Consider the following 22,978-nt stretch of genomic DNA (forward strand, 5'->3'; position numbering starts at 1 on the left):
CCGCGCACCCGGGCTTCGCCGGGCGACCGTCAGGGGCGGTCATCCGGCTTGCCGGGCTTCTTCCGGTTGGTCCAGGCGGCGATGGCTGATGCCGCCGCACCGGCAGCACGGTCGATCGCCTCAGCCGAGCGGCTGAGCATGTCCTGCGCCGCATCCTGCCAGGCCGCATTAGGCGGGGCCTCGCCGGCCTGGACTCGCGCGGCGTGCTCCGCCGCCTCGAAGGCGCGCTCGAGCTCGGCGACGGCGTCGCGGTAGGCCGCGAAGTCGCCCGGGGTGGTCTTGCCGGAGACCGCGCGCCGCATCTCGGCCGCGTGCCCGGCTGCCCGCAGGTACGCCGCCGTGGCGGGGAGCTTGACGTCGGTCATCGCGGGATAGGCGATCTGGAGCGCGGGGTCGGTCTCGTACCGCATCCACCGGACCGTCACGGCATCGTGCGCGGCATGCAGCCGTTCCACGGGGCCGGGCTCCGAGGCTGTCGGCACCGCCGCACGCGCGGCGTTCAGCCGGACCTGCCGGGCGCGCACATCGGCCGAGGCCGCCTTGGCGTCGCGTTCCCGTTCCTTGAGCATCCGTCGCGCTCCGGCCACCTGCTCGGCCGTCGCGCGCTGCGCCGCACGTTCCGCGGTGACGCGGGCCAGATCGGCGCGAGCGATCTTCAGGGCGATGCGTCGCTCGGACGCGATGCGCTGAGCCGTCCTGAGGTCATGGCGCGCCGCGTCGACCTCGAGCCGGCGCCCGCTCATCGTGCTGCTCCGGCGACGCAGACCCATCGCACCGGCCGTTCCCGCGGCGACGGCGGTCGGCGCGATCCACCACCACTCGGCGGCGAGCAGCAAGGGGTCCATGCTTCGATGCTACCCAGGCCCGGCGACGGACCGATCCCCCGACCTGTGCTGCCCGAGCCGATCCTCACCTCTGCGAGCACGGGGAGGTCCCGCGCCCGCAGAGGTGAGGTGATCGGCATCATCAGACCAGTGTCTCCTGCCAAGCCGCATGCAGCTGAGCGAACTTGCCCGTGCCGCCGATGAGCGCGGCCGGGGTGTCGTCCTCGATGATCTGTCCGTGCTCCATCACCAGCACCCGGTCGGCGATCGCGACCGTCGACAGGCGGTGGGCGATGATGATCGCGGTGCGGTCCTTGAGCAGGGTCTGCAGCGCATCCTGGATCAACCGCTCCGACGGGATGTCCAGAGATGCGGTGGCCTCGTCGAGGATCAGCACCGCCGGGTCGGCGAGGAACGCCCTGGCGAACGAGATGAGCTGACGCTGACCGGCCGAGACCCGTCCACCGCGCTTGTTCACATCGGTGCCGTAGCCGTCGGGCAGGGACGAGATGAACTCGTCCGCTCCCACCGCACGCGCGGCCGCCCTGATCTCGTCGAGCGACGCATCCGGCTTGCCGAGCGCGATGTTGTCGGCGACGGTTCCGCTGAACAGGTAGGCCTCCTGCGTGACCATGACGATCGCGCGGCGGAGGTCCTTCGGGTGCAGCGAGCGCAGATCGATGTCGTCGAGCGTGACGCGCCCCTCGGAGGGGTCGTAGAACCGTGAGATGAGCTTGGCCAGCGTGGACTTGCCCGCGCCGGTCGTGCCCACCAGGGCGATCGTCTCGCCGGCGGGGATGTCGAGCGAGAAGTTCGGGAGGATCGTCTTCTCGCCGTTGTAGCCGAAGGTCACTTCGTCGAACCGGATGTGACCGCGGGACTCCCACAGGTCGACCGGCTTCTCGGGATCCGGAACCGTGGGCACCTCTTCGAGCACGCCCGACACCTTCTCCAGTGCGGCCGTGGCCGACTGGTAGGAGTTCAGGAACATCGCGATCTCCTGCATCGGAGCGAAGAAGTTGCGCACGTACAGGACCGCCGACAGCAGCACACCCACGGTGAGCGCGCCCTCGGACACGCGGATGCCACCCCACAGCACGACGATGCCGAGCACCAGCGCGGCGACGCCCATGAGCCCGGGCTCGAACGTGCCGAACAGCAGCATCGAGCGGCGGTTGACATCGCGGTACTCTCCCGCGATCTCCTGGAACGCCTTGTCGTTGCGCGGCTCCTTGCGGAACGCCTTCACGGCGCGGATACCCGTCATCGTCTCGACGAACTGCACGATCACCTTCGCGCTGATCACGCGCGACTCGCGGTAGACCAGCTGCGACCGCGAGTAGAACCACTTCATCAGGAAGAACAGCGGCACGCCGCCGATCGCGAGGATCAGGCCGGACTGCCAGTCCCAGAAGCACAGGGCGATGAAGGTGAAGAGTCCGAAGAGCACGCCGGAGACGAGCTCGTTCAAGCCCCCGTCGAGGAGCTCCTTGATGGAATCGAGGTCACTCGTCTGGCGCGAGATGATGCGACCCGACGTGTACGACTCGTGGAACTCCAGGCTCAGACGCTGGGTGTGCAGGAAGATCCGCTTGCGCAGATCGAGCAGCACGGCCTGCGTGAGCTTGGCGGCGATGATGACGTACCAGGCGATCAGCACGGCGGCCAGGATGCCGGCGGCCAGATAGATGCCGCCGATCATGAAGGTCGGCATCCAATCGGCGTTCTTCAGCACCGCCGGCAGTGCACGGTCGAGACCGATGCTGATCAGAATGGGGCCGGCGACCTGCAGCGCGGTCGAGACGACCAGCACGGCGGCGGCCAGCACGATCTGCGGCTTCAGCGGGCGCACCAGCGAGCCGAGCAGTCGGAGGGACCGACGACGGATCTCCCTGCTCTCCTCGCGGGTGTATTCGGAACGATCCTCGTCCTGGGTTCCGGTGATGGCGGAGCTCATCGCTGCACCTCCTTCTCGGTGATCGGGTCTTCGTCGGCGGACTCGGCTCTGCGGCCCTCACGGACCTCGTCTTCGACCTCGAGCTGTTCGTCGCGGATGATCGGGATCGCCCCGGTCCGCGCCGCTTCCTCGGCCTCGAGGCTGGAGATCACGTGGCGGTAGTGCCGGCTGGTCTTCAACAGCTCGGAGTGGGTGCCCACCGCAGTCACACGACCGGCCTCGAGCAGCGCGACGCGGTCGGCGAGCGCGACGGTCGAGGGACGGTGCGCGACGATCAGAGCGGTCGTCTCGGCGAGGACGTGTCGCAGTGCCTCTTCCACGAGCGCCTCGGTGTCGACGTCGAGCGCCGACAGCGGGTCGTCGAGCACGAGCACCTTCGGCGCCGCCGCCACCGCGCGGGCGAGGGCGAGACGCTGACGCTGCCCACCGGAGAGACTGAGCCCCTCCTCGCCGATCACGGTCTCGACGCCGTCGGGCAGCGAGTCCACGAAGGATGCCTGCGCCACGTCGAGTGCTTCGCGCAGCACGCGCTCCCCCTCTTCGCTGTGCACGTCGAGGTCGGCGCGGCCGAGCAGCACGTTCTCGCGCACGGTCGCCGAGAACAGCGTCGCGTCTTCGAACGCCATCGCGATGTGCTGGCGCAGCTCGGACAGCGTCAGATCGCGCACATCGACACCGTCGAGCGTGACCTTGCCACCCGTCACGTCGTACAGGCGCGTGGGCAGCGTCGTGAGCGTGGTCTTGCCGCTGCCGGTGAGACCCACGAGCGCCATGGTCTCGCCGGGGCGGAGGACCAGGTCGATGCCGTCGAGCAGGTCGCGCTCGTGCGCACCCGCGTCCTGGTAACGGAAGTGCGCGTTCACGAACGCCAGCTCTCCGCGCGGGCTCTCGATGTGCACGGGGTTCTCCGGGTCCGTGATGCTGTTGGTCTCGGAGAAGATGTCGAACACGCGGTCGGTCGCCGTGCGGGCGTCGAGCATGAACGAGAACAGGAAGCCGATCGACTCGATCGGCCAGCGGAGCACAACGGCCATCGCGAAGAACGCGAACAGCTGCGCTTCGTCGATCTGCCCCTGCGAGATCAGCCAGATGCCGGAGATCAGGCTGAGGCCGAACGCGATCTGCGGCATCATGTCGAGCCAGAACCAGATCGACGCGATCGCGCCGGCCTTGCTCATCTCGGTCTCGCGCAGCGTCTCGGCCTGACGGCTGAACCGGCTGAGCGCGTGCTTGCCGCGGCCGAACGCCTTCAGGACGCGGATACCGTGCACGCTCTCCTCGACGCTGGTCGCGAGGTCGCCGGCCTGGTCCTGACTGCGGCGGGTGAGCGCGCCGTAGCGCTTCTCGAACAGGTAGCCGCGGATCCACAGCGGGATCGCCGTGACCAGGAAGATCGTGCCGAGCAGCCAGTGCCAGCGGAACAGCAGCACCGATCCGATGATGATGGTGAGGACGTTGACGACGAGCAGCACAAGCCCGAATGCCAGCCAGCGGCGGATGAGGCCGATGTCCTGCATCATGCGGCTGAGCAGCTGACCGGAGCCCCACCTGTCGTGGAAGGACACCGGCAGCGTCTGCAGGCGTGAATACAGCTCGGTGCGCATCTTGTACTCGACCTCGGTCGAGGGGTTGAGCACGAACTGGCGACGCAGCCAGACCATGAGCGCCTCGCCCAGGCCGAGCGCGAAGACGGCGAGCGCGCCCCAGACGATCGCATTGAAGTCACCGGAGCGGACCGGTCCGCTGATGATCTGCTCGAGGACGATCGGGATCATCAGCGCGATGATCGCGGCGATGAGCGCGCTGGCAGCACCGCCGGCGAGCCGCCAGATGACCGGCTTGACGAAGGGCTTCAGCCGCCACAGTGCGGCCGGAGTGGACAGGGTGGACGAGGGATTCTGCGCGGAAGGCGAGGAAGACATGTCTCTCAGACGAGTTTCGTATGGAATGCGGTTGCGGAAGGGGACGGATGCGAGAGCGGACTCACAGAGTCCGGCATCCGGTGCAGAAAGGGCGGGGTGGCTCTAAATGAGCGGACGCGCCGGGGTCGAGCCGAGAGCTGCGATCCGCGCGGTGGCGATCGTGGTCATGGTGTCCTCCTCAGGGGCTCGGCTGTGTCGTCCGGTTGGCGCGACAGCCCACCAGCCTATTGCTGTGAACCAGCTGAAAGCAAGAGACATTCCCGATTTGTTCGGCGTCTTTCGCGGCGATCCCCTCTCCCCCTGCCCGCGCACGCATCCGCCGCGCCGCCGGGGATCGGTGACGCGGCGAAGTGCAGTCGGTCAGGCGGCGATGCTCTCGCGCGCGAGCAGGCTCTCCTTCACGTCGAGCCCCCAGGCGAAGCCGCCGAGGCTGCCGTCGGTGCGCAGCACGCGGTGGCACGGCACGAACAGCGCCGGAGCGTTCCGCGCGCAGATCGAGGCGGCCGCGCGCACGGCGTTCGGGTTGCCGAGCCGCGCCGCGAATCCGGTGTAGGTGAGCGGTGCGCCGGGTTCGATCGCCCGCAGCGCCGACCATCCGGCGAGCTGCAGCACGGTGCCCGACTGCTTCACCGTGACCGCGTCGATCGCGGACAGATCGCCCGCGTAGAAGGCCAGTGCGGCGTCCGCAGCGTCTGTCTCCGCCTCGCGGAGCTCCGCGGGGCGGTTCGCCGGAGACAGTCGCGTGAGGATCGCCTCGACGTCGGAGGTCCACCCCGACGACAGCACGCGCTGGCGCTCATCGGCGAGGATTGTGAAGGCCCCGTCCGGGGTCTCGATGGTCTGGATGAGCGCGGTCATGAGGTCTCCTTCGATGTCGTGTCAGCTGTGGTGGCAGCGCGGGCGGCGGATGCCGCGCGCCGGGGCCCTGCCGGTCGCACCGGGGCGGCGCGCCAGAGATGCGCGCTCAGGTAGCTGCGCCAGGGGGCGGTGCGTTCCGCCCAGGCTGTGAGCGGTCGCGCCTCTCCCGGCAGCCCGGAAGCCGCGGCTCCCGCACGCAGCGCGACGTCGCCGGGGAGCAGGATGTCGGGGTCGCCGAGCACACGCATGCGCACGTAGTCGGCCGTCCACGGGCCGATCCCCGGCATCGCGAGGAGAGCTTCGCGCTGCTCGATACCGTCGTCACCGACCGTGAGCGTCAAGGAGCCGTCGGCGAGGGCCGCGGCGGCACCCGTGATCGCGCGGATGCGGGCGGCGGGTCCGCGCAGCACCTCGGCGCCGCGCTCGGCGATCGCGGTCATCGTGGGGAAGAGCAGCCCCTGCGCGGTGCGCTCCCCCAGTGCCTCGGTAAGCGCGATGAGGGCCGTGCGGGCGGCGACCACGGTGATCTGCTGCCCGACCATGGCGCGGATGAGCATCTCGTGCGGGTCGGCGGACCCCGGAACCCGGATGCCGGGTGTGCGGGCGACGAGCGGCGCGAGCTCGGGGTGTGCGGAGAGCGCCTCGTCGATCGCCAGCGGATCGGCGTCGAGGTCGAAGACGCGTCGTACGGTCGATACCAGCGGGGCCAGGTCGCCCAGGCGCGCGACTCGAGCGCGCAGGTGCAGACGCTCCGTCGCATCTTGACTCACCTCGAACCAGGCGGGGCCGCCCGCCATCCGCAGGTGCCGGGAGAACGACGTGGCCGTGGTCTTTTCGACGCCCGGCAGGGCGCGTGCCGCCATCCAGGTGAAGATGCCGCTCGCGTCGAGCGGACCCCGGTACGGCAGGACCAGGTCGATGGCCCCGGGAACCGCGGAGGCCGGCAGCCGTCGACGCGCCCGGAGCTCGCCGGGGGTGAGGCCGAAGACCTCGCGGATCGTGTCGTTGCACTGGCGGATGCTGGCGAAGCCGGCCGAGAAGGCGACGTCGGAGATAGGCATGTCCGTGCCGACGAGCAGCATCCGCGCCGTGTGCGCGCGATGCGCCCTGGCGAGGGCGAGCGGCCCGGCGCCGAGCTCTGTGGCCAGCAGACGGGTGAGGTGCCTGCTCGAATAACCGAGGCGTGCGGCGAGCCCCGGCACGCCCTCGCGCTCGACGACGCCGTCGGAGATGAGGCGCATGGCCCTGGCCGCGACGTCGCCGCGGATGTCCCATGCCGGAGACCCGGGGGCGGCTTCGGGGAGGCAGCGCTTGCACGCGCGGTACCCGGCCTCGTGTGCGGCGGCGCTCGTCGGATAGAACGTCACGTTCTGCGGCTTGGGCGTGCGGGCAGGACAGCTCGGACGACAGTAGATCCCCGTCGAGCGGACGGCCGTCACGAACTGCCCGTCGAAGCGGGTGTCGCGCGCGCTGATCGCACGGTAGCGCTCGTCGAAGTCGATCACGGGGAAGCTCATGCCTCCACCCTGCCACGCACCACCGACCTCGACTGGCGGAAATCGGACATCGCTGTGACGGCAGTTCGACCCCGTTTCCCTGACCCCACCTCAACCGCGAGACCCCGACACAACCACGAGACCCCGGCCTGCACACGTCGGCAGGCCGGGGTCTCGGCGAGAAGCGGGGGTGTCGGCGCGGACGCCGGCCGCTCAGTGGAAGAAGTGACGCTCCCCGGTGAAGAACATCGTGACGCCGGCCTTGCGAGCAGCATCCACGACCTCGCCGTCGCGCACCGAGCCGCCGGGCTGCACGATGGCCGTGACGCCGGCGTCGATCAGCACCTGGGCGCCGTCGGCGAACGGGAAGAACGCATCCGACGAGGCGACCGAACCGGCAGCACGGTCGCCGGCGCGCTCGACCGCGAGGCGGCACGAGTCGACGCGGTTGACCTGGCCCATGCCGACGCCGACCGTGGCGTTGTCCTTCGCGAGCACGATGGCGTTCGACTTGACGGCACGGCAGGCCTTCCACGCGAAGATGAGATTCTCCATCTCCTCGTCGCTCGGACGCTCACCCGACACGAGCTCCCAGTTCTTCGCGACGGAACCGATGTCGTCCGGGAAGCGGTCGGCGTCCTGCAGCAGCAGTCCACCCGAGACCAGGCGCACGTCCATGCGCTCCTGCTGCCAGTCCTGCGGCAGCTGCAGCAGGCGAAGGTTCTTCTTCGCCTTGAACACCTCGAGGGCGGCGGGCTCGAACGACGGCGCGACGATGACCTCGGTGAAGATGTCCTTGAGGTTCTCGGCCATCTTCAGGGTGACCGTGCCGTTCGCGGCGATCACTCCCCCGTAGGCGGAGACCGGGTCGCACTCGTGCGCGCGCAGGTGGGCGCTGGCGATCGGGTCGAGGGCGTTCGGGGCGGTCGTGGCGATGCCGCACGGGTTGGCGTGCTTGATGATCGCGACGGCTGGCTTGACCATGTCGTACGCGGCCCGCAGCGCGGCATCCGCGTCGACGTAGTTGTTGTACGACATCTCCTTGCCCTGCAGCTGCGTGGCCTGGGCGATGCCGTGGCCGCCGGCGCGCGTGTAGATCGCACCGCGCTGGTGCGAGTTCTCGCCGTAGCGGAGGGTCGCGAGGCGCTCGGCCTGGATCGTCAGGTGTGCGGGCAGGTCGCCGGGCTCGGTGAGCGTGCCCTCGGCGAACCACTGCGCCACCGCGGTGTCGTACGCGGCGGTGTGCGCGAACGCGCGGGCGGCGAGCTCGCGGCGCTGCGCGACCGAGGTGCCGCCTGCGGCGACCGCCTCGACGATCGCCGGGTAGGACTGCGGCGACACGACGATCGCGACGTTGGCGTGGTTCTTCGCCGCGGCGCGCACCATGGCGGGTCCGCCGATGTCGATCTGCTCGACCACGTCGTCGCCGACCGCGCCCGAGGCGACGGTCTCGACGAACGGGTACAGGTTCACCACGACGAGCTCGAACGGCGCGATGTCGAGCTCCTCGAGCTGACGCTCGTGCTCCTCGAGGCGCAGGTCGGCCAGCAGGCCGCCGTGGACCTTCGGGTGCAGCGTCTTGACGCGACCGTCGAGCATCTCGGCGACGCCTGTGACGGCCGCGACGTCGGTCACGGTGAAGCCGGCATCGCGGATGGTCGCGGCGGTCGACCCGGTCGAGACGATCTCCACCCCGGCCTCGGCGAGAGCCGCGGCGAGGACGAGCAGGTCGGTCTTGTCGCTCACCGAGACGAGCGCGCGCCGGATCGGCACGGTGTCGCGATCGCGGTAGAGCGTGGGGTCGTGGCGGGGGCCGGCCATGATGGGCTCCTTCGTGCGGGGGCGTCGGGTGGGGGTCAGGAAGCAGGCGTGAGGGTGAGCTCGCCGGTGGCGATCCCGCGGACGACATCGATGAGCAGTCGACGTTCGACGGGCTTGATGCGCTCGTGCAGGCTGTGCTCGGTGTCGCCGTCGAGCACCGGGATGCGCTCCTGGGCGAGGATCGGCCCGGTATCGACGCCGTCGTCGACGACGATCACGCTGGCACCGGTCTCGGAGACGCCGGCGGCGAGCGCATCGCGGACGCCGTGCGCTCCGGGGAACTCCGGCAGGAACGCGGGGTGGGTGTTGATGAGGCGCGGTGTGTACCGCGCGACGAGCGACGCGGGCAGCAGACGCATGAGTCCGGAGAGCACGACGAGGTCGGGATTCCAGACCGCGAGCTGGCGTCCGAGCTCGTCACCCCAGGCCTCGCGGCTCTCGTGCTCGTGCCACGGCACGGTGAAGCTGGGGATGCCGAACTCCTCGGCGTGGGCCAGCCCGTCGGCTTCGCGGTCAGCACCCACGACGATCACCCTGGCGGGGAAATCGGGATGACGAGCGGCCTCGAGGAGGGCGCGAAGGTTCGAGCCGGTGCCCGAGATGAGAACGGCGACCGTGAGCACGCGCCCAGTCTACCGGGGTGTGCATACTGCTCCCGCCCGGTGTCCGGGGCCGACCGGACCCCGCCGTCAGTCGCGCGGTTTCGCCGGATCGCGCGGCGGTGCGAGGAACCCGCGCACGTCATCGAGCGGCGCCGTGTCGTCGGCGGCTGACACGTCCGTGAAGGGCACAGCGGATGCCGCTCCCGCGCCGGCGACGACGACAGCATTCGGGTCGAGCTCCGTCATCTCGGCGATCCACCGGTCGGTGCGCTCCTCGGCGAGCTCATCGCGGTTCCGCGGAGACAGCAGCAGGATGGCCGCGCCCACGAGCACCTCTGCGCCGAGCGCGAGGGCGAACGGATAGACGGCCGGTCCGACGACGGCCAGCCGCCCCGGACCCATCGAGCCGTTCGCGAGAGCGGCCGCGAGCCCGCCGACCCCGGCGCTCAGGCCCGCGATCCCGACGGCGATCACCGCGCGCTGCAGCATCCCGAGGGGCGTGCCCTCCCACACGAGGCGCGAGCGGACCGCCCAGCCCGCGAACGCACCGGCGGCGATGGGGATGAGCACGACGATCAGCATCCAGATCGAGCTGTTCTCCGGCAGCAGCCCGAACACGGGGATGCCGGGGACGACGCCGAGCTGTGTGCCCGCGGGCGACACCGCTGTGCCGGCACCGACCGCGAATCCGGGACCGGCGAGCCAGGCCGCCGTCCACACGAGCATGGTCGGCAGGTAGGCGAGCTGACCGAGGGTCATCACCGTCGCACCGAGCGCGTCGACCCTGGCGGCCTGGAACAGCGCCACGACCTCTCCCCCGCGGAGCAGCGTGGTGACGGCCAGCGCGAGGGCGGACGCGCCGGCCACCCCGACGAGCGCGAAGGCCGCGCCGCGCACGATCGCCGCGGGAACGGGCGCCCAGTCCTCTCGGGCGTCGAACCAGTCGTGCAGTCGGTCGAGGATGCCGCCGTCGCCGTCTTCCCACGCGATGCGCACCGAACCGCAGAGCACACCGACGAGGTAGACCGCGGCGGGGAGGATGATCGCCGGCGCGAACGGCGTCTGCGCCGCGTCGAGTCGTGCCGTCAACGCGACGCCGACGGAGATCAGGGTGAACACGGCGGCTCCGGTGAGCGATCCGAGCAGCCACGCGCCGGCCTTCGCCGCTCGGCTGCCCGAACGCGCTGCGAAGAGCAGCGTGAACACCAGGAAGGCGAGCGGTGTGATCGACACGACGAAGTTCGCTGCCGCCGGTGGGATCGCGAGCGCCACGAGGAGCGCATCCGGGATCGTGATCGTCAACGGAACTCCGTGACCGAACTCCCAGAGCGTGCCGGTGAGGGGCCAGAGCGCGCCCCAGTCGGCTGTGATCCCGAAGGCGACGGTCCACAGCAGGGTCAACGGCGCGAGCAGCACGACGAGGCCGACCGCCGCGGCGATGGCGGCGTCGAAGGCGGCGAGGAGCGCGACGAGGAGGCGTTGCATAGCGTTTCGAGACTACGACGAGTTGCCGACGAAGCCCTGGGGGCGCGCGTGGGGTCGGCGACACGATAGCGTTTCTCCGGAGGTTTCCCGATGACAACTGCCCCGCCCGCCCCGGCACCCACCGAGCCCAAGAACTCCCTGGACCGCTTCTTCGAGATCAGCAAGCGCGGATCCACGATCGGCACCGAGATCCGAGGGGGTCTGGTGACGTTCGTCACGATGGCCTACATCGTGATCCTGAACCCGATCATCCTGTCCGGCAAGCCCGACGTCGCCGGGAACATGCTCGAGTTCAATGCCGTGGGAGCGGCCACCGCGCTGACCGCCGGTGTGATGACGATCCTGTTCGGACTCGTCACGCGTCTCCCCTTCGGCTTCGCCGCCGGCCTCGGCATCAACGCCTTCGTCGCGTTCTCGGTCGTCGGCCAGGTGACCTGGCCCGAGGCCATGGCGCTCGTGATGATCAACGGTGTCGTCATCGTGCTGCTCGCCGCCACCGGGCTGCGGAAGGCGATCTTCGACGCCGTGCCGTTCCAGCTGAAGATCGCGATCACGGTCGGCATCGGCCTGTTCATCGCCTTCATCGGCTTCGTCAACTCGGGCTTCGTGACCGCGACCGGCTCCTCGTCGCCGCCCGTGGGTCTCGGTGTCAACGGCTCGGTCGCGACCGTGCCGACGCTGCTCTTCGTGATCACGCTCCTGCTCACCGGCATCCTCGTCGCCCTCAAGATCAAGGGCGGCATGCTGATCGGCCTCATCGGCGGCACCGTGCTCGCCGTGATCGTCGAGGCCATCTGGCACATCGGAGCCCGCGGCTTCGACGACGAGGGCAACGTGGTCAACCCCGGCGGATGGGGACTCACCGTCCCGGCGCTGAACGGCTCCCCCGTGGGCATCCCCGACCTCAGCCTGATCGGCGCGGTCGACTTCAGCTTCGACCTGAGCAAGGTCAGCCTCGTGGCGATCGTGATGATCGTCTTCACCCTGCTGTTCACCAACTTCTTCGACGCCATGGGCACCATGACCGGCCTCGCGAAAGAGGCGAACCTCGCCGACGACAACGGCGACTTCCCGCGCATCAAGTCCGCGCTGGTCGTCGAGGGTGTCGGTGCGATCGCCGGTGGCGCGACCTCGTCGTCGTCGAGCACGGTCTTCATCGAGTCGGGTGCCGGCATCGGCGAGGGCGCGCGCACGGGTCTCGCGAACGTCGTGACCGGCATCGTGTTCCTCATCGCGATGTTCCTGACCCCGCTCACCTCGATCGTCCCGACCGAGATCGCCGCCGCCGCGCTGATCATCGTCGGAGCCATGATGATGGCGCAGATCCGCTTCATCGACTTCAGCGACTTCCGCGTGCTGCTGCCGGTGTTCCTCACCGTCTCAGTCATGCCGCTGACCTACTCGATCGCGAACGGCATCGGCGCGGGCTTCGTGAGCTGGGTGCTCATCCACGCCTTCTCCGGTAAGGCCAAGACCATCAGCCCGCTGTTGTGGGTCGTCGGCGCCGGCTTCCTCATCTTCTTCGCCCGGGGGCCCATCGAGGCGCTCTTCGGCGTCGGGATCTGACCCGAGGCTGCACGAGAGGGGCGGATGCTGCGGCATCCGCCCCTCTTTCGTGTCGATGCGACCTTTCGTGTCGATGCGACGCGGACGATGAGCCTCAGATGCAGGCGAGCGACTGAGGAGCCTGGACCATCATGTCGGCGTTCTGTCGCTGTCCGCCGCTGACGTAGGCGAGCGTGAAGGTGTACGTGAACAGCACGACTCCCGAGGCAGACGGCGTGAACGACACGACCGGCGACTGCGATGCCGCCAACGGCGCATATCCGCTGACTCCGGCGGGCTCGATGGAGATCGACTTCGTCCCGGCGAAGCCCTGCACAACACCGTCGAGCGCCACTCCTGCACCTGAGATCGACACGTCGAGGTATTGGGTGCCGAGGTAGCTCGCCGCCGTGTAGATCGGCAACGCGAACTGGTACCCCGTCCCCGAGGTCACCTGGACGGCGAACTGCAGGGTCACGGTCGTGGCGATCTCGGGAGCGGCGTCGGTGTTGTTGTTGTCGTCGAGCGACAGGAAGCCCGCACCGCTGACATCGCCGCCGCCCTGCCACCAGCTGGCGGGCGCAGGTGCGACCGCGTGATCGGTCTGCACGAATCCCTCGGACCAGTTGCCACTCGGCGCCTTCGCCGGGGTCCACCCCGTGCCGAAGTTGCCGTCGGCAGTCGGCGAAGTTCCCAGGGCGCCGTTGCTGCTCAAGGTGTTGCCGGCGATCTGGAACGCACCGACCGGCACGACGACGCACTCGTCGGCCCGCCCGACCGACGCCGCGGCCAACGGTGTAGCGACGGCGACAGCGACGACAGGCAGCGACCATGCGGCCGCCTTGAGCGCCGTGCGTCGGCCGATCCCCCGATCAGATCCGCTGTGCGCGGGCGCGTCGAAATAACCCATTTTGTCCTCCCCAGACATGGAAATGCGGTCCCCGGGACGCGAAGATGGCGCCGCTCGACAGGACCGCCCAACCAGCCTACCGGTGTCACGCGCAGGGTGAGGCGCGCGGGTCGGCCGTCGGGGCGGCTGTGCTCTCACTCCCGGAACCGCGCATGACCGGGGACCCGGGCATGAAAGAAGGCCCCGGAGTGGAGTCCAGGGCCTTCAGATCAAGCGTAACTCAGATCAGAGCGACTCGATGATCGCGCGCATCAGGTCTGCCGTCTCGGACGGCGTCTTGCCGACCTTGACCCCGGCGGCCTCGAGGGCCTCCTTCTTGGCCTGAGCGGTTCCGGCCGAGCCGGAGACGATCGCACCGGCGTGGCCCATGGTCTTGCCCTCGGGAGCCGTGAAGCCCGCGACGTAGCCGACGACCGGCTTGGTGACGTTCGCCTTGATGTAATCGGCCGCACGCTCCTCGGCGTCGCCGCCGATCTCGCCGATCATGACGATGGCCTTGGTCTCGGGGTCGGCCTCGAACGCGGCGAGCGCGTCGATGTGCGTGGTGCCGATGACCGGGTCGCCGCCGATGCCGATGGCGGTCGAGAAGCCCAGGTCGCGCAGCTCGAACATCATCTGGTAGGTGAGGGTGCCCGACTTCGACACGAGGCCGATCGGTCCCTTGCCCGTGATGTTCGCGGGCGTGATGCCGACGAGCGCCTCGCCCGGCGTGATGATGCCGGGGCAGTTCGGGCCGATGATGCGGGTCTTGTTGCCCTTGCTCTGCGCGTAAGCCCAGGCCTCGGCCGAGTCGCCGACGGGCACGCCCTCGGTGATGACGACGAGCAGCGGGATCTCGGCGTCGATGGCCTCGATCATCGCGTCCTTCGTGAACGCACCCGGCACGAAGGCGATCGACACGTCGGCGCCGGTCTCCTTCATGGCCTCGGCGACCGAGGCGAAGACGGGCAGCTCGACGGCGGTGCCGTCCTTGTCGGTGTGGGCGACCGTGGTGCCGGCCTTGCGGGCGTTCACGCCGCCGACGACCTGGGTGCCGGCCTTGAGCATCAGCGCGGTGTGCTTGGTGCCCTCGCCGCCGGTGATGCCCTGGACGATGACCTTGGAGTCCTTGTTGAGGTAGATCGACATTCTTCTAGTCCTTCAGTCTCAGGCGTTGGCGAGCTCGGCGGCCTTGTCGGCGCCCTCGTCCATCGTGGCGGCCAGGGTCACGAGCGGGTGCGCGTACTCGGCGAGGATCGCGCGACCCTCGTCGACGCGGTTGCCGTCGAGGCGCACGACGAGCGGCTTGGAGGCCGTGGCGCCCAGCGTCTCGAGGGCACCCTTGATGCCGTTGGCGACGGCGTCGCACGCCGTGATGCCACCGAACACGTTGACGAACACACTCTTGACCTGCGGGTCGCCGAGGATGACGTCGAGGCCTGCGGCCATGACCTCGGCCGATGCGCCGCCGCCGATGTCGAGGAAGTTGGCCGGCTTCACGCCGTTGTGGTTCTCGCCCGCGTAGGCGACCACGTCGAGCGTGGACATGACGAGCCCTGCGCCGTTGCCGATGATGCCGACCTCGCCGTCGAGCTTCACGTAGTTGAGGCCCGACTGCTTGGCCTTGGCCTCGAGCGGGTCTGCGGCGTCCTTGTCCTCGAGCGCCTCGTGCTCGGGGTGACGGATCTCGGAGGCGTTGTCGTCGAGCGTGACCTTGCCGTCGAGCGCGATGATGTCGCCCTCTTCGGTGCGGACCAGCGGGTTGACCTCGACGAGCGTCGCGTCCTCGCCCTTGTAGACGTCGAAGAGCTTGACGAATACGTCGGAGACCTTCTCGACGAGGTCTTCGGGGAAGTTCGCCGCGCGAGCGATCTCGACGGCCTTCTCCTTGTCGATGCCCGTGAGCGGGTTGACCTCGACGCGCGCGAGCGCCTCGGGACGCTCCACCGCGAGCTCTTCGATCTCCATGCCACCCTCGACCGAGCAGAGGCTCAGGTAGGAGCGGTTGGCGCGGTCGAGCAGCACGGAGAAGTAGAACTCCTCGGCGATGCGCGCACCCTGCGCGACCATGACGCGCTTGACGACGTGGCCCTTGATGTCGAGGCCGAGAATGGCCTTCGCTGCTTCGTACGCCTCGTCGGGGGTCTTGGCGACCTTGACGCCGCCCGCCTTGCCACGGCCGCCGGTCTTGACCTGAGCCTTGACGACGACCACTCCGCCGATCTTCTCGGCGGCCGCCCTCACCTCTTCAGGGGTGTCCGCGACGATGCCGGCGAGGACCGGCACTCCGTACTTTTCGAAAACGTCTCGTGCCTGGTACTCGTACAGATCCACTGTGGTTCCTTCACTGGGCTGCTGTCTGGTAATTCTCTCGATGTCGAGACATCGACCAGTCCCACAGCCTACTACCTCGGCCTGGACGCTCCTGCGGCAGCGGCAACGCCGGGTCAGCGGAGCGTCGGCACACCCCAGCGCCTCGCCGGCAGCGCGGCAAGACGGAGCTGTCGCGAGATCACGAGCGGGACGACGACGAGGGCCGCACCGACGGCGACGACCACGGGTCTCACCACGAGCACCGGCAGCGAGCCCCACAGGGCGATCAGGATCGAGCCGACGAGGACAGCCACGAGCACGAGTTCGGTGACGAGGAGCTGTCTGCGCACGGTCGCGCTCTCCACCGCCAGCGTGGTCGTCCGCCCTCGCACCGCGATGTGCTCGGTCCAGCGCGAGCCGTCCCACCACCGCAGAGTGCCGCGACGGCGCGTCTCGAACCATCCGGCCGCAATCCCGCGCTCACTCACGCTCCCAGTATGACGGCCTCACCTCGGCGTCTCCGCCCGCCGAGGTCTAGGCTTTCGCCATGCACGAATCCGCAGAACTGCGCACCGGCGTCGTGGCCGCAGCGCTCGAACTCTTCAGCGCCCAGGGGTTCGACCAGACCTCGGTGGAACAGATCGCCAAGGCCGCCGGCGTCTCGCGCTCGACCTTCTTCCGCCAGTTCGGCGGAAAGGAAGACGTGGTGTTCGCCGACCACGAGGTGCTCCTCGAGCAGCTCAGGGAGTTCCTCGACGAGGGGCACGACGACCCGTGGGGCGCGGTGTGCGCGGCATCCGAGTCGGTCTTCGCGCATTTCGCGCACGACCCCGAGCTCGCCCGCCGTCGCTACCAGATCGTGCGTGAGGTGCCCGTGCTGCGCGAACGCGAGATCATCACGGTCTTCCGCTATGAGCGCCTGTTCGACGAGTACCTGCGCGGCGCACTTCCCGGCGTCGACCCGCTGGATGCCGTGGGCTTCGCCGCCCTCGTGACCGCCGTGCACAACCACGTGCTGCGCCAGCTGCTGCGCGGGCGCAAGAAGGTGCCGCTGTCGACTCTGCAGACGGCACTGGCCGACGTACGCCGCCGCTACGGTGTGGCCGGCGAAGCCGCCACCGCCCCGGACGACATGGTCGTCGCGGTGTTCCCGCGCTCGATGCCGATCGCCGAGGTCAGCCGCCGCCTGCAGTCGGAGCTCGACTAGCCGCTCGAGGGTCGTGGAACCGAGTATCGAGGAGTACGATACTCAGGTCCACGAAGGAGCCCCATGAGCGATGCAGCCACCCCGTTCCCCGGCGAGCGCGTCTCGTCGTACGACATCACCGCACGTCAGGACAGCGACTACTACGCCGTCTTCACCGACGTCTCCGCCGCCGACCGCGAGGCGTGGGACCGGGCGAAGTCGTACGTCGACGAGGTCGCCCCGCAGATGGCGGATGCCTGGGACCGCGCGGAGTACCCGCTGGAGGCGGCCCGTCGGATGGGCGAGATGGACCTCGTCGTCGACGGCGTCCAGCACCCTTCACTCACGAGCCTGTCGCCACTGGCCGCCGGGCTCGTCAACATGGAGATCTCCCGCGGCGACGGCTCACTGGGCACGATCCTCGCCGTGCAGGGCGGGCTCGCCCTCCGCACCCTCGCCCTGTTTGGCTCCCCGGATCAGCAGGAGAGGTGGCTGACCGCTCTCGCCGACGGCTCGGTCCTCGGATCCTTCGCGCTGACCGAGCCCGACCACGGCTCGGACTCCGTCTCCCTCGAGACCGTCGCCCGCCGCGACGGCGACTCGTGGGTCATCCGCGGCGCGAAGAAGTGGATCGGCAACGGCGCGTCCGGCGGCATCACGTTCGTGTGGGCGCGGATCGACGACGAGGGCGCCGACGAGCACGGCGCGGTTCGCTGCTTCCTCGTCGAGCAGGACACCCCGGGTTATACGGGCAGCGTGATCCGCGGTAAAGCCTCGCTGCGGGCGATCCACCAGGCCCACATCGTCCTGGATGACGTGCGCGTGCCGCTCGACGCCGTGCTGCCCGGGACGAAGAGCTTCAAGGACGCCTCGACGGTGCTGTACGCGACCCGCTCCGGCGTCGCCTGGTCGGCGCTCGGACACGCGACCGCCTGCTACGAGGCCTCACTCGCCTACGCGACCCAGCGCGTGCAGTTCGGCAAGCCGCTCGCGAAGTTCCAGATGGTGCAGGAGCGCCTCACCCACATGCTCGAAGACCTCACCGCCATGCAGCTGTACTGCCGGCGGATGGCCGACCTCGAGAACGCGGGCGAGCTGCGCCCGACCCAGGCGTCGCTCGCGAAGTTCCACAACACGCGCGCCGCGCGACGCATCGCCTCGACCGCCCGCGACCTGCTCGGCGGCAACGGCATCCTGCTCGAGAACGGCGTCATCCAGCACATGGCCGATATCGAGGCCATTCACACCTACGAGGGCACGGAGAGCGTGCAGGCGCTGCTGCTCGGGCGTGACATCACCGGGATGAGCGCGTTCGCCTGAGACGCGACCCTGCGGGCCGGATCACCGACGGCCAGCGCGCACGTGGCGCTCCCGGCTCGCCGCTGCCCCGGCCACGGCCTGCACGCCGAGAAGCAGGACCAGCGCCGCGACAGGAATGGCCCATCCCCCGACAGCGGCGTGCAGGGTGCCGAGGCCGATCGGACCGAGACCCGCCAGCAGATAGCCGATCCCCTGCGCCATGGTCGACAGATGCGCCGTGTGCCTTGCATCGGCCGCGCGGAGCACGATGTACGTCAGCGAGAGGGCGATGGCCGCTCCCTGTCCGAGCCCGAGCAGCGTCATCCATACCCAGGGCGCAGCTCCTCCCGGCGCGACGAGAAGACCGATCAGCCCGGCTGCGCACAGGAGTGCGGAGAGCACGACGGGAAGCCACGTCGGTCGGATGCGGCGCAACATCGTCGGCACGAGCAGCGCCGCCGCGATACCGGGAAGGCTCGAGTACGACAGCAGCAGGCCGGCATCGGACACCGGCACGCCAGCGTCCTGCAGGATCGTCGGGATCCAGGTCAGGGCCGCGTAGTAGCTCAGGCTCTGCAAGCCCATGAATCCCGTCACCGCCCACGCGACGGGGTCGCGCAGCAGCGCAGACATCCGCGGCTCGTCCCGTGGTTCCACGATCGCGTCGACGGGGGCACCGGGCGCGGTCGCTGAACCGGTGATCGCGCGCATCGCCCGGGGCAGCCAGATGAGCAGAGCCAGCACGGCGGGAATCGCCCAGATCGCCAGAGCACCCCGCCACGATCCGTCGAGCGCGGTCATGAACGGCACGGTCAGGGCGGCGGCCGCCGCGGCACCGAGGAACAGCGCCGTCGAGTACAGCCCCATCATCAGGCCGAGACGGTGCGCGAAGTCCTGCTTGATCACGGCGGGCATGCAGACGTTGGCGACCGCGATGCCCGCCCCGACCAGCACCGTGCCGCCGAAGAGCGCCAGCGGAGAGGGAAGGAGGCGAATGCCGATGCCGAGTGCCACGACCACCATCGTCAGCGCGAGCAGCCGATGCAGTCCGATCCAGCGCGTCAGCGTCGGGGTGAGGAACGCGAACGCACCGAACGCGAACACGGGGATCGTGGTCAGGAGTCCGGCCGCCGCCGCGGGGATGCCGAGGTCGTGCTCGATCGCGGGGAGCACCGGTCCGACCGACGCGACGCCCATGCGCAGGTTCAGCGCGATCATCAGCAGACCGATGCCCACATAGATCCCGGTGAGGACGCCACCGCGGCGAACGGACGGCGTGGTCAGCGGGGTCGGGGCGGTATCGAACGGCTCCTGCATCGTGGTCATGCCTCGAGTCCAGCATCCGGCCCACCCATCAGGAAACACGTAAACTACATCTCGATGTCGAATACTCGCCAATCCTCTCGACTGGTCGATCTGAAGCTCGTCGACTTCGATTCCCTCGAAACCCTTCCGATGGAGGGTGCCTACCGCTTCGCGCACGCGGAGACGTCGCCGCGCCACGCGCACCCGCTCGGGCACCTGGTGCACGCGGCCTCAGGAGTGTTGTCGCTGCTCACCGACGAAGGCGCCTGGATCGCGCCGTCGACGCGCATGGCATGGGTGCCCGCCGGCGCCGAGCATCGTCATCGGGCGCACGGACGCACGGACATGCGCATCGTCCACCTGACCGATGAGCTGGCCTCCCTGTTGCCCACCTCCCCCGCCGTGCTCGTCGCGACGCCGCTCGCCCGCGAGGCCGTGCTGGCGATGACGTCCGACCGCTCACGCGCCGCGAGCGCGCTGGACCACCTGCGCCGTGTGATCGTCGATGAGGCGATCACCGCGCCGGAACAGCCGCTGCACCTGCCCGAACCCCAGGATCCGCGTCTGCGTCGCGCGGCCCGCATCGTCGAAGACGACCTCGCCCTGCCGGTGAGTCTCGGCGAGCTCAGCGCGCGCACCGGCACGACCGAGCGGACGCTGAGCCGGCTGTTCCCACAGGAGACCGGCATGGGATATCGGCAGTGGCGTCTCCAGCTGCGCGTGCACCGGGCGCTCGTCCTGCTCGCCGACGGCACCTCGGTGACCGACACGGCTGCCGCGTGCGGGTGGGCGACGACCAGCCAGTTCATCGAGCAGTTCACCCCGCTCGTGGGGATGACCCCCGGCCGCTATCGCCTGTCGCAACTCCTGCCGTGAGCCGGCGCTCGCGTCGGTGGCGGGCGCGGGGCTCGCAGCCGAATCAGACCGGGCGCACCATGCACACGAGCCGCTCCCGGTCGTCCCAGGACGGCACGCGCTCGAAGCCGCGCGATTCGTAGAGGCGCAGAGCACCCTGTCGCCAGTCCCAGACGGACAGCCGAACTTCGGTCGCGCCTGATTCGGCCGCCGCGTGCACGGCACTGTCGAGCAACGCCGAACCCACACCGCGGCCGCGGGCTGCAGGAACCGCCCAGAGACGTTTGATCTCCGCGATCCCGTCCCGCGAGGTGAGCACGACCACACCGACGACGCGTTCCGCGAGCTGCGCGATCAGCACCCGATATCCGGCGTAGGCGGCGGAGGGGTCCTCGACCTCACGGCGATAGCGTTCCGGGAGAGGGGCAGCAGGGTCCGGAACGGCCCCTTCCTGCTGGTGCTTCTCGAGCTCGGTCTGCAGCAGATACGCCCGCACCGCGGAACCGACCTCGATCGCATCCGGACCGGTGAGATCGGCTACGCGGACCACCGGTCGCTCGAGCGGACCCTGCGTGCCGGCGCTCACCGTCAGTCGCAGCCGCAGCCGCCGGCGGGGGTCTTCACCATGAAGCACACGTCGCACACGCCGTACTCGCGCTCCTCGACCGGCTTCGGCGCCTTCCCGGCGCGGGGCGCGGAAACGCGAGGAGTCGTCGTGCGCTTGGCCGCGCGCGGCGGGGTCAGCGGGATGAACTCGCTCGGGTGGCTGACGTAGAAGTAGGGCGCGCGACCCTCGCTCGGCTGCAGACGAAGCGGAGCGGAACCGACGACGAGTCGTTCGTCCTCGGTGAAGCCGTTCGTGTAGGTGCGTCCGATGTGCAGCGCGGCGCCCTCCCCACGACGGATGGCCTCGATGTAGCGACCACGGTCGATGAACGAGCTGATTCCGATCGTCTGGGTGATCTCCGCGATGAACGCGTGGTTCGACGGGTCGATGCGGTGCGCGCGCAGCGCTTCCTGGAGCGAACGGTATGGACGGGAGGTGCCTGCGGGGGTCGGCCCTTGTACTTCTTTCATTTGTTCCAGGATCGCACGCCGCAACCCCCTCTTTCGACCACTCTGCCCGTGCGAGACTGGCCGCATGGCACGCGCGACGATCATCGGATCCGGACCCAACGGCCTCGCCGCCGGGGTGGCACTCGCCCGCACCGGCTATGAGGTCCGCGTTCTCGAGGCCGCCGACACGATCGGCGGTGGACTGCGCACCCAGACAGGGACGCTTCCGGGCTTCCGCCACGACGTGTGCTCCGCCGTGCATCCGGCGGCGGTCTCCTCGCCGTTCTTCCGCGCCTTCCGGCTCGACGAGCGCATCGAGTGGATCCGCCCCGACATCTCGTTCGCCCACCCCCTCGACGGCGGCCGCGCGGCCGTCGCCTGGCGGGACATCGAGCGCACCGCCGCGACCCTGGGAGTCGACCGCGACGCCTGGCTGGCCCGCCTGCGCCCGCTCAGCACCCACATCGAAGGGGTGACGGATTTCACCGGCAATCAGCTCCTCCGGATACCCGCGGACCCCGTCACCGCGGCGCGCTACGCGATCCGGATGCTCGACCAGGGCACCCCTCTCGCCCGCACGGCGTTCCGGACCGAGGAGGCCGCCGCGCTGATGTCAGGCGTGGTCGCTCACGCGAACTCCCCGCAGCCGACCCTTGCCGGGGCAGCGGCAGGGCTGCTCCTCGCCGCTCTCGCGCACGCAGGAGGCTGGCCCTACCCCCGCGGCGGTTCGCAGACCATCGCCGATGCCCTGGTGGCCGACCTCGAGGCGCACGGCGGAACGGTCGAGACCGGCGCGCGTGTGAACGACCTGCGCACCCTCGACGCCGGCGACCCTTCCCGCGGGGATGTTCTCCTCTTGAACACCTCGCCCCGGCTCGCGCTCACCCACCCCGACGTGCCGACCGGATATGCCAGAGCGCTCCGCGGGTACCGCTACGGCGCCGCCGCGGCCAAGGTGGACTTCGCGCTCGACGGCCCCATCCCCTGGTCGAACCCGGAGGTGCGGAACGCCGTGACCGTGCACCTCGGCGGCACCCGCGACGAAGTGTGGGCGAGCGAGAACGCCGTGGCCGCCGGGCGTGTGAGCGAACGCCCCTATGTGCTCGCCGTGCAGCCCTCCGTCTTCGACCCGACGCGCGCGCCCGAGGGCAAAGCCGTCCTGTGGGCATACATCCATGTGCCGAAAGGCTCCGACCTCGACCCCACCGAGCTCATCACGGCGCAGGTGGAGCGCTACGCGCCCGGCTTCCGGGACTTGATCCTCGCTCATCACGCGGTTCCTGCGTCGTCTCGGGAGGCCATCAACCCCGGGGAGATCGGCGGAGACATCTCCGGCGGCGCGTTCGACATCCGGCAGGCGGTGCGGCGCCCCGTGCTGTCTCCGGCGCCCTGGCGCACCCCGATGCGCGGGGTGTACCTGGCGTCGGCATCGACTCCGCCCGGCCCCGCGGTGAACGGCATGGCAGGCTGGCACGCGGCCCGCACCGTGCTGCACGACGCCGGGATGCCGGCCGGGCTCGACGACGTGTTCGGCTGACGCTCGATCGGCGGCGACGCCGGGGTAC

Annotated in this window: 20 protein-coding genes; 5 read left to right on the forward strand and 15 right to left on the reverse strand. The window is 69.7% G+C overall.

Annotated elements, in window-relative coordinates:
• Window positions 1-29 precede the first annotated feature (29 nt).
• From BQ2383_RS13095 to BQ2383_RS13130, 8 genes are all read right to left on the reverse strand, one after another.
• Window positions 30-845: a hypothetical protein gene (locus tag BQ2383_RS13095; protein WP_091034738.1), complete on the reverse strand. Its 816-nt coding sequence runs from the start codon at window positions 843-845 to the stop codon at window positions 30-32.
• A 121-nt stretch (window positions 846-966) separates the two neighbouring features.
• Window positions 967-2,781: an ABC transporter ATP-binding protein gene (locus BQ2383_RS13100; RefSeq protein ID WP_091034741.1), complete on the reverse strand. Its 1,815-nt coding sequence runs from the start codon at window positions 2,779-2,781 to the stop codon at window positions 967-969.
• Complete coding sequence (locus tag BQ2383_RS13105; protein WP_091034743.1) at window positions 2,778-4,703, reverse strand: ABC transporter ATP-binding protein; 1,926 nt, start codon at window positions 4,701-4,703, stop codon at window positions 2,778-2,780. The genes BQ2383_RS13100 and BQ2383_RS13105 overlap by 4 nt, the downstream gene beginning before the upstream one ends.
• Before the next feature lie 360 nt (window positions 4,704-5,063).
• On the reverse strand, window positions 5,064-5,561 hold the full coding sequence (locus BQ2383_RS13110; RefSeq protein ID WP_091034746.1) for a methylated-DNA--[protein]-cysteine S-methyltransferase: 498 nt from the start codon (window positions 5,559-5,561) through the stop codon (window positions 5,064-5,066).
• Window positions 5,558-7,078 (reverse strand): AlkA N-terminal domain-containing protein, encoded by a 1,521-nt coding sequence (locus BQ2383_RS13115; RefSeq protein ID WP_091034748.1) that lies wholly within the window; start codon window positions 7,076-7,078, stop codon window positions 5,558-5,560. Before BQ2383_RS13115 ends, BQ2383_RS13110 begins: the two co-directional genes overlap by 4 nt.
• A 192-nt stretch (window positions 7,079-7,270) precedes the next feature.
• A complete protein-coding gene (gene purH, locus BQ2383_RS13120) occupies window positions 7,271-8,878 on the reverse strand; it encodes a bifunctional phosphoribosylaminoimidazolecarboxamide formyltransferase/IMP cyclohydrolase (protein ID WP_091034751.1) in 1,608 nt (535 codons plus the stop codon).
• A 35-nt stretch (window positions 8,879-8,913) separates the two neighbouring features.
• Window positions 8,914-9,501: a phosphoribosylglycinamide formyltransferase gene (purN, locus tag BQ2383_RS13125; protein ID WP_091034753.1), complete on the reverse strand. Its 588-nt coding sequence runs from the start codon at window positions 9,499-9,501 to the stop codon at window positions 8,914-8,916.
• A gap of 66 nt (window positions 9,502-9,567) precedes the next feature.
• Window positions 9,568-10,965: a cell division protein PerM gene (locus tag BQ2383_RS13130; RefSeq protein WP_091034756.1), complete on the reverse strand. Its 1,398-nt coding sequence runs from the start codon at window positions 10,963-10,965 to the stop codon at window positions 9,568-9,570.
• A gap of 90 nt (window positions 10,966-11,055) precedes the next feature.
• On the opposite strand from BQ2383_RS13130, the gene BQ2383_RS13135 reads away from it, so the two are divergent.
• Window positions 11,056-12,531, forward strand: a complete 1,476-nt coding sequence (locus BQ2383_RS13135; protein ID WP_091034759.1) for an NCS2 family permease — start codon at window positions 11,056-11,058, stop codon at window positions 12,529-12,531.
• Window positions 12,532-12,625: 94 nt separating this feature from the next.
• Here the strand turns inward: BQ2383_RS13135 and BQ2383_RS13140 are convergent, their stop codons facing one another.
• The 4 genes from BQ2383_RS13140 to BQ2383_RS13155 form a co-directional block, all read right to left on the reverse strand.
• Window positions 12,626-13,420: a hypothetical protein gene (locus BQ2383_RS13140; protein WP_091034762.1), complete on the reverse strand. Its 795-nt coding sequence runs from the start codon at window positions 13,418-13,420 to the stop codon at window positions 12,626-12,628.
• A gap of 225 nt (window positions 13,421-13,645) precedes the next feature.
• Entirely contained in the window at window positions 13,646-14,548 is a 903-nt protein-coding gene (sucD, locus tag BQ2383_RS13145; protein ID WP_091034872.1) for a succinate--CoA ligase subunit alpha, read from the reverse strand.
• An 18-nt stretch (window positions 14,549-14,566) separates the two neighbouring features.
• Window positions 14,567-15,733 (reverse strand): ADP-forming succinate--CoA ligase subunit beta, encoded by a 1,167-nt coding sequence (gene sucC / locus BQ2383_RS13150; protein ID WP_029262293.1) that lies wholly within the window; start codon window positions 15,731-15,733, stop codon window positions 14,567-14,569.
• 113 nt (window positions 15,734-15,846) lie between these two features.
• Entirely contained in the window at window positions 15,847-16,200 is a 354-nt protein-coding gene (locus tag BQ2383_RS13155; RefSeq protein WP_244176012.1) for a DUF2510 domain-containing protein, read from the reverse strand.
• A 59-nt stretch (window positions 16,201-16,259) separates the two neighbouring features.
• On the opposite strand from BQ2383_RS13155, the gene BQ2383_RS13160 reads away from it, so the two are divergent.
• On the forward strand, window positions 16,260-16,919 hold the full coding sequence (locus BQ2383_RS13160) for a TetR/AcrR family transcriptional regulator (RefSeq protein WP_091034875.1): 660 nt from the start codon (window positions 16,260-16,262) through the stop codon (window positions 16,917-16,919).
• A gap of 63 nt (window positions 16,920-16,982) precedes the next feature.
• Window positions 16,983-18,218 (forward strand): acyl-CoA dehydrogenase family protein, encoded by a 1,236-nt coding sequence (locus tag BQ2383_RS13165; protein WP_091034877.1) that lies wholly within the window; start codon window positions 16,983-16,985, stop codon window positions 18,216-18,218.
• 21 nt (window positions 18,219-18,239) lie between these two features.
• On the opposite strand, the gene BQ2383_RS13170 is transcribed toward BQ2383_RS13165, so the two are convergent.
• Complete coding sequence (locus BQ2383_RS13170) at window positions 18,240-19,523, reverse strand: CynX/NimT family MFS transporter (protein WP_091034880.1); 1,284 nt, start codon at window positions 19,521-19,523, stop codon at window positions 18,240-18,242.
• A 54-nt stretch (window positions 19,524-19,577) separates the two neighbouring features.
• Here BQ2383_RS13170 and BQ2383_RS13175 point away from each other — a divergent pair, with 54 nt between their 5' ends.
• Window positions 19,578-20,378 (forward strand): AraC family transcriptional regulator, encoded by an 801-nt coding sequence (locus BQ2383_RS13175; RefSeq protein WP_091034881.1) that lies wholly within the window; start codon window positions 19,578-19,580, stop codon window positions 20,376-20,378.
• 43 nt (window positions 20,379-20,421) lie between these two features.
• On the opposite strand, the gene BQ2383_RS13180 is transcribed toward BQ2383_RS13175, so the two are convergent.
• Both BQ2383_RS13180 and BQ2383_RS13185 read right to left on the reverse strand, forming a co-directional pair.
• Window positions 20,422-20,943, reverse strand: coding sequence for a GNAT family N-acetyltransferase (locus BQ2383_RS13180; RefSeq protein WP_208617672.1), 522 nt, complete (start codon window positions 20,941-20,943; stop codon window positions 20,422-20,424).
• Between the two features lie 2 nt (window positions 20,944-20,945).
• The gene (locus BQ2383_RS13185; protein ID WP_091034884.1) at window positions 20,946-21,434 is read right to left on the reverse strand and encodes a hypothetical protein; all 489 of its coding nucleotides are present in this window, start codon (window positions 21,432-21,434) and stop codon (window positions 20,946-20,948) included.
• A gap of 64 nt (window positions 21,435-21,498) precedes the next feature.
• Here BQ2383_RS13185 and BQ2383_RS13190 point away from each other — a divergent pair, with 64 nt between their 5' ends.
• Entirely contained in the window at window positions 21,499-22,950 is a 1,452-nt protein-coding gene (locus BQ2383_RS13190; protein WP_091034886.1) for a phytoene desaturase family protein, read from the forward strand.
• The last annotated feature ends 28 nt before the right edge of the window (window positions 22,951-22,978 follow it).

This window comes from Microbacterium oxydans (assembly GCF_900095745.1).
Lineage (GTDB): Bacteria > Actinomycetota > Actinomycetes > Actinomycetales > Microbacteriaceae > Microbacterium > Microbacterium oxydans_B.

What these genes read in the sequence shown, in the direction of transcription:
- BQ2383_RS13100 (WP_091034741.1), bottom strand. Translation starts at nt 2,781, where the DNA reads ATGAGCTCCGCCATCACCGGAACCCAGGACGAGGATCGTTCCGAATAC.
- purH (WP_091034751.1), bottom strand. Translation starts at nt 8,878, where the DNA reads ATGGCCGGCCCCCGCCACGACCCCACGCTCTACCGCGATCGCGACACC.
- BQ2383_RS13170 (WP_091034880.1), bottom strand. Translation starts at nt 19,523, where the DNA reads ATGACCACGATGCAGGAGCCGTTCGATACCGCCCCGACCCCGCTGACC.
- BQ2383_RS13130 (WP_091034756.1), bottom strand. Translation starts at nt 10,965, where the DNA reads ATGCAACGCCTCCTCGTCGCGCTCCTCGCCGCCTTCGACGCCGCCATC.
- BQ2383_RS13135 (WP_091034759.1), top strand. Translation starts at nt 11,056, where the DNA reads ATGACAACTGCCCCGCCCGCCCCGGCACCCACCGAGCCCAAGAACTCC.
- BQ2383_RS13105 (WP_091034743.1), bottom strand. Translation starts at nt 4,703, where the DNA reads ATGTCTTCCTCGCCTTCCGCGCAGAATCCCTCGTCCACCCTGTCCACT.
- BQ2383_RS13115 (WP_091034748.1), bottom strand. Translation starts at nt 7,078, where the DNA reads ATGAGCTTCCCCGTGATCGACTTCGACGAGCGCTACCGTGCGATCAGC.
- BQ2383_RS13140 (WP_091034762.1), bottom strand. Translation starts at nt 13,420, where the DNA reads ATGGGTTATTTCGACGCGCCCGCGCACAGCGGATCTGATCGGGGGATC.
- BQ2383_RS13165 (WP_091034877.1), top strand. Translation starts at nt 16,983, where the DNA reads ATGAGCGATGCAGCCACCCCGTTCCCCGGCGAGCGCGTCTCGTCGTAC.
- BQ2383_RS13175 (WP_091034881.1), top strand. Translation starts at nt 19,578, where the DNA reads ATGTCGAATACTCGCCAATCCTCTCGACTGGTCGATCTGAAGCTCGTC.
- BQ2383_RS13095 (WP_091034738.1), bottom strand. Translation starts at nt 845, where the DNA reads ATGGACCCCTTGCTGCTCGCCGCCGAGTGGTGGTGGATCGCGCCGACC.
- BQ2383_RS13110 (WP_091034746.1), bottom strand. Translation starts at nt 5,561, where the DNA reads ATGACCGCGCTCATCCAGACCATCGAGACCCCGGACGGGGCCTTCACA.
- sucD (WP_091034872.1), bottom strand. Translation starts at nt 14,548, where the DNA reads ATGTCGATCTACCTCAACAAGGACTCCAAGGTCATCGTCCAGGGCATC.
- BQ2383_RS13160 (WP_091034875.1), top strand. Translation starts at nt 16,260, where the DNA reads ATGCACGAATCCGCAGAACTGCGCACCGGCGTCGTGGCCGCAGCGCTC.
- BQ2383_RS13185 (WP_091034884.1), bottom strand. Translation starts at nt 21,434, where the DNA reads ATGAAAGAAGTACAAGGGCCGACCCCCGCAGGCACCTCCCGTCCATAC.
- BQ2383_RS13190 (WP_091034886.1), top strand. Translation starts at nt 21,499, where the DNA reads ATGGCACGCGCGACGATCATCGGATCCGGACCCAACGGCCTCGCCGCC.